Below are 5,344 nucleotides of genomic sequence, written 5' to 3'. Positions count from 1 at the left end.
CTCAAGGAGTTGGATCCGCCCCCGCCAAGCTTGGCCGACCTGGGCATCCATTGGGATCGCTTGGCCCTGCTGCCGGATCCCGAGCTGGCAGAGGAAATGGATGTGGAGTTCAGCCGCCGTCTAGCCCGCCTAAACCGGCAAATTGCCGACCAACAAGAGCGCCTCTACCGCCTTTTGCAAACCTGGGACTCCGACGAGGCCGATATCCGCCAAATTCAGGCCCAACTGAGCCAGTTGCGGACAGAACGGGATCGCCTAGCTCTGGAACACCTGTTGATGCTGCGGCAGCTGCAAGAGAACTTCGCCCTACCTCTACCCGACCGCTCGGCTGCCAGCTCTCCCTGAGGATCCCTTGGGTTCAGGCTATGATTGAGCAAGGGCAGACGCAACCCCCAACGGAGCTGAGCGATGGCCAAAGTGCCCAGCAACCCAGACATTGAGCAATTAGCTGCTGCCATTGGTAAAGAAGTTTACATCGATGTGGCCCGCTGGCATCTTTACCTGCGCGATGCCCACCTGCATACCCTTTTGGCGGAGCGACTGGCACCCCAGGTGATGGCAGGCAAGGTGGATGAGGACGCCGTCACAGAGATCTTGCAAGGGATCCCGGTGAAAGTGGGGGGTGGGCGCAAAGAATTGCCCCTGGCCGATCTCCTGCCGATGCAAAGCCTGCTTAACCTGCTGGACGTGCTGGAGGAGTTCAGCCGCAAATGGGCCCAATAGAGACCAATAGAGAAAGGTAGAGCGGTGCATCATCAGTCTAAACCTATGCGGCCTGGCCCCTGGCTCAAGCTCGGCAGCCTTATTCCGCTGCTCTGGCTGTTGTCGGCCTGTCAGGGAACCGAGTGGGGAGAACGGCTGGAGCGCGCTGTACGCCCAGTAGGTCTGCCCACAGCCCAACCTGAGCTGCCGGCATCTCCCTCGCCTCAACCTTTGCCGGGATCCATCCCACCCTCTATCTCGATCCCCACTGCTCCCACCCCTTCCTCACCCCTGCCCAGCCCGGACAGCAGCCGCTTTACAGACTTGGAGCCCGGATCTCTGGTGGCCCGTTCGGTGGGATACCTAGATCGGTTGGGAGTTTTTGCCGATATCTCCAGCAGCGAATTTCAGCCGCAGCGCAGCGTTCGTCGCGGAGAATTTGCCCGTTGGCTGGTGTTGGCCAACAACGCCATCCACGCCGACGAGCCCAGCCGGCAAATCCGCCTGGGATCCCCCTCGGAACGCCCCCTCTTTTTGGATGTGCCGGAAGAGGATCCCCATTTTCGCTACATTCAAGCCCTGGGAGCTGCCGGCATAATTGCCGGAGATGCCAATCGAGAGTTTCGCCCCAACAGCCTGCTGTCGCGGGCAGAGTTGATCCGCATGAAGGTGCCTCTGGACTTACCTCCCGGCCAGATCAAGGGATCCCGAGCGGAGCTGGAGGAGCGCTGGGGGTTCACCGATGCGGCGCAAATTCCTCCTGAAGCCATTCCTGCTCTGGTAGCCGATCGCAGTCTGGAGAATGCCTCCACCGTGCTGCGCACCTTTGGCCCCATCCGCACCTTCAACCCCTTCGAGCCGGTCAGCCGCGGGGAAGCTGCCATCGCCCTGTCGGCTTTTGGGGAACGAACGGCCCAAGACGCCATACCCCAGCCGCCAGCCTTGCCAGACCCAACCCCTGAGCCTCAGCCTTCTCCCCCTGCCGCAGAACCGGAGCAGACGGCTTCTCCCGAGCCGGATCCCAACCCTGCCTCTCCCTCGAATGCCGTTGATGAGCCCTCTGCGCCGGCCCGCCCCCGTTCCTCGGAAGTTGCCCCAGGGGAGGGCAGGATCGTTACCCCACGCCAAACCCAACCCTGAGGTGAGAGGGATCCCATTGGCGTATGCTGTTGGGCTCTGTCAGCAGATAGAACGCCTCAGAACCTCAGCAGGGATCCCTGCTACGGCTCTTACAAGGAGCAAAAGGAGCCATAACAATAAAAACTATCCCTAACTCCCTTCGGGAGAGGGGCTGTACAGCGCAGAGGACTTCCGCCCCCATTCCCCAGGCGGCTCTAGCTCTTGCCAGTCCCCTGAGCGCCCCTCTGCTGGGGAAAACCCTTGCCGCCCATAGCCTATAGAATGGGGGAAGCCAGCCTTGGAAAACCTGCAGGGATCCCAACTGTGTCCGCCATTGTTCCTGAAATCCGTTCTGCCGATCTGCTGCGCTACACCGTGATTGGGTCGCGGCGGCCCAGCGTGTACTTTTGGGCGGTGGCGCTGACGGGGGGAGGGCTGGGCTTTACCTTGGCCGGCCTTTCCAGCTATCTCCACCGCAATTTGCTCCCCTTTTCCGATCCCGCCAGCCTGGTGTTTATTCCCCAGGGCATTGCCATGCTCTTTTACGGGGTGCTCGGATCCCTGGCGGGGCTATACCAGTGGCTGAGTTTGTATTGGAACTTGGGAGGCGGCTACAACGAGTTCGACCGGCGCACGCAAAAGATAACGCTGGTGCGCCAGGGCTTTCCGGGCAAAAACCGTGAAGTCCGCCTGGAGTATGACTTTGCCGATGTGCAAAGCTTACGGGTGGAGCTGCGAGAGGGGCTTAACCCCCGCCGAGCCATCTACTTGCGGGTGAAAGGACGTGGCGACATCCCCCTCACCGGCGTAGGCCAGCCACCTCCCCTGACGGAGATCGAAAACCAGGCAGCCGAGATTGCCCGCTTTCTCAACGTCAGCTTAGAGGGCATTTGATTCCCTGGGGCATCATGCGCTGTGATCGCACCCTGATGGCCGCGTGAGGGATGTGTGCCCTACTACGAATGGGTGACCAACTACATTGCTGTAATCGGTGGGCGCTAATGCGGAGGCCTTGAAGAGATCCCGGATCCCTTTGGGGTGGGGAGACCCTCTTCTGGATTAGAGTCCTTTCAAATTAGTTCAAATTAGATTGAGACTAGGTTGAGACGCTCCCCAGGTGTTTCGCGCTGCAGCCCTTCTTCCAGAGGGAGAAATGACCATATCTGCACAACTGAAGCGCGCGCTGCCGAGCGTCGCTTTTTAAAACCTCGGGATGGAGAGCATCTCAAAAACTAGCCTTCGCCAGCTTGAGGAGAGGAACCCAGGGATCCCTTGACTGCCACCTGAAGGCTCGCCGACTCCGGAATGAATGCCTGTGCAGTCGGGAACCCCAAGAAGGGGCTTTGCTCTACCGCCTGGGTGGAGAGGGTAAAGAGGGGATTGGAGAGGATCCCGGCAAAGATGGTGGCCACCAAAGTGAACACCAGGCCCACCCGCAGAGCCTGCATGCCTTCCGCCTGCCAGTTGGTCTCAGGGTAATTTTGCACTGAAACCGACATCTCTTGCGGCTCTTTCACCACGATGGTTTTCACCACCCGCACGTAGTAGTAGATGGAGATGACGCTGGTGACCAACCCCACCAACACTAGGGTATAGGCCCCCGCCTGCCAACCGGCCCAGAACAGGTACAACTTGCCGAAGAAGCCTGCCAGAGGGGGCAACCCACCCAACGAAAGCAGACAAATGCTCAAGCACAGGGTGAGGAAGGGATCCTTTTGGTAGAGGCCGCTGTACTCGCTAATTTCATCGGTGCCGGTCTTCAGGCTGAACAGGGTGATGCACAAAAAGGCCCCCAGGTTCATGGCCAAATAGACCATCAAGTAAAAGATCAAGCTGGCATAGCCTGCCTCGGTGCCCGCCACCAAGCCAATCAAAACGAAGCCCGCCTGTCCAATGGAAGAATAGGCCAGCAGCCGTTTGAGGCGGGTTTGGGCAATGGCCACCACATTCCCCAGCACCATGGTCAAAATGGCCAGCACCGAGAGCACCGCCCGCCACTCTTCCGTCATGGCCGGAAATACGGTGGCCAGAAAGCGCACCGCCAAGGCAAAGCCTGCTGCTTTGGATCCCACCGACAAAAAGGCCACCACCGGAGTTGGGGATCCCTCGTAGACATCAGGAGTCCACTGGTGGAAGGGCACCGCCGCCAACTTAAACCCGATACCACCAATGCAGAGGACCAAAGCGATGATCCCTGCCAAGCCGGCATCCCCCATGGATGAGGCGATGGCTTCCAGCTTCGTTTGCCCGCCCGAAAGGCCATAGAGTAGGGACATGCCGTAGAGGAAAATGGCCGTGCTGCTGGCCCCGATCAAGAGATATTTCAGGGCTGCCTCCGAAGAACGCGGATCCCGCTTGGTGTAGCCGGCCATCAGGTAGCTGGCAATGCCCAGGGTTTCCAGAGATACAAACACCAGGATCAAGTCCGTCGCCCCGGAGAGGAACATGCCCCCCAAGGTGGCCGTGAGCAGCAACACATAAAACTCGCCTGTGGGGGCTCCCGACTGGGCGATGTAGCGTTCTGCCATCATCACGGTCAGTACCGCCGTCCCCACCACCAGGCCACGGAAGAGAATGCTGACGGGATCCGCTGCAAAGCTGCCCAAGAAGCTCTCCAACTGGGGCTGCTGCCACTGCAACACCAAGGTCACCAAAGCCCCAATCAAGCCAAAGATGGAGAGGGCCGGAAGACTTTTGCGTGCCGCCGACCCGCCGATTAAATCCACCACCAAGACGAGCAAGAGGGTGAGGGTAACCACCACTTCCGGCCAAATGGCACCGGCATACAGGTTTCCGGTTGGGGCAAAGACATCCATAGGAGAAGACTATGAAGAGAGATTAAGGGGATCCACAGCCAGCATACCGCGATTTCTGGTCTCTCTCCCCGCTTCAGGCATCTCTTCTCCCAATCATCTCCATCAGCGCTCTCAATCTACAGGCTCAGTAGAGCTTGGCGCTGGAGGTAAGCACCAACTTCAGGCGGGCGTGGATCAGATCCAAGTCCGCCAGCCCCAGGTCGATCTCCCCATCGATGACGATGCCGGTGTGGATCAGCCGATCCAACAGTTCCAGCACGGATCCCTCGCGGTGGGGTTGTCCGGGGTAGTAGTCCCCCTGGCGGGGCAGGAGGGTGCCCAGATCTCCGAGATCCAGGTTTAAATCCGCCGGGTCAATCTCCAACAGGCTGCAGATGTGTCGAATTTGCTCCCGCAGGGCCTGTAGGCTGCTGCCGGCCCGCTCAATCTGCTCTGCAGAAAGGCGCTCGGCCTCCATTTGCCGCACCACCTGCGCCTCCATCAACTGCCGCAACAGCTCCACCAAGGTCAGCACCAGAGAGGCCAAACCGGCTTCCGGGCGTTTCCGGCCAGGGGTGGGCCGAGCCTGGCTCAAGTCTTCCCAGCTGGCGGGACTGATAGAAAAGCGCGGCGGGGGAGAAGGGGCAATCCAACGGTCAAAGGGCTGGCAAAGCTGTTCCAGGCTGAGCAAATGGAGACGGGGATCCCGAGCGGCCTCTTCCCTTTCC

5 protein-coding genes and 1 pseudogene are annotated in these 5,344 nt (G+C 59.8%); 4 read left to right on the top strand and 2 right to left on the bottom strand.

What is annotated here, in order from left to right; genetic code table 11:
- The 4 genes and pseudogenes from NW819_RS01715 to NW819_RS01700 form a co-directional block, all read left to right on the top strand.
- Window positions 1-345: pseudogene (locus NW819_RS01715) on the top strand (hypothetical protein); the annotation flags it as partial.
- A 63-nt stretch (window positions 346-408) separates the two neighbouring features.
- Window positions 409-723 (top strand): DUF3181 family protein, encoded by a 315-nt coding sequence (locus NW819_RS01710; RefSeq protein ID WP_011433076.1) that lies wholly within the window; start codon window positions 409-411, stop codon window positions 721-723.
- A gap of 45 nt (window positions 724-768) precedes the next feature.
- Window positions 769-1,842, top strand: coding sequence for an S-layer homology domain-containing protein (locus tag NW819_RS01705; protein ID WP_414412705.1), 1,074 nt, complete (start codon window positions 769-771; stop codon window positions 1,840-1,842).
- Between the two features lie 303 nt (window positions 1,843-2,145).
- Window positions 2,146-2,715, top strand: a complete 570-nt coding sequence (locus tag NW819_RS01700; RefSeq protein ID WP_011433078.1) for a photosystem I assembly protein Ycf4 — start codon at window positions 2,146-2,148, stop codon at window positions 2,713-2,715.
- A 338-nt stretch (window positions 2,716-3,053) separates the two neighbouring features.
- On the opposite strand, the gene NW819_RS01695 is transcribed toward NW819_RS01700, so the two are convergent.
- Both NW819_RS01695 and NW819_RS01690 read right to left on the bottom strand, forming a co-directional pair.
- Window positions 3,054-4,637 (bottom strand): NAD(P)H-quinone oxidoreductase subunit N, encoded by a 1,584-nt coding sequence (locus tag NW819_RS01695; protein ID WP_414412704.1) that lies wholly within the window; start codon window positions 4,635-4,637, stop codon window positions 3,054-3,056.
- 124 nt (window positions 4,638-4,761) lie between these two features.
- A partial coding sequence (locus NW819_RS01690) for a gas vesicle protein K (protein ID WP_414412703.1) occupies window positions 4,762-5,344 on the bottom strand: 583 nt, incomplete at its 5' end.

This window comes from Synechococcus sp. R8-2 (assembly GCF_047461715.1).
In the GTDB taxonomy this organism is placed as follows: Bacteria; Cyanobacteriota; Cyanobacteriia; order Thermostichales; family Thermostichaceae; genus Thermostichus.
Note: the sequence above shows the minus strand (reverse complement) of the source record. Positions and strands in the feature narration are given on the sequence as shown.

What these genes read in the sequence shown, in the direction of transcription:
- NW819_RS01710 (WP_011433076.1), top strand. Translation starts at nt 409, where the DNA reads ATGGCCAAAGTGCCCAGCAACCCAGACATTGAGCAATTAGCTGCTGCC.
- NW819_RS01705 (WP_414412705.1), top strand. Translation starts at nt 769, where the DNA reads ATGCGGCCTGGCCCCTGGCTCAAGCTCGGCAGCCTTATTCCGCTGCTC.
- NW819_RS01695 (WP_414412704.1), bottom strand. Translation starts at nt 4,637, where the DNA reads ATGGATGTCTTTGCCCCAACCGGAAACCTGTATGCCGGTGCCATTTGG.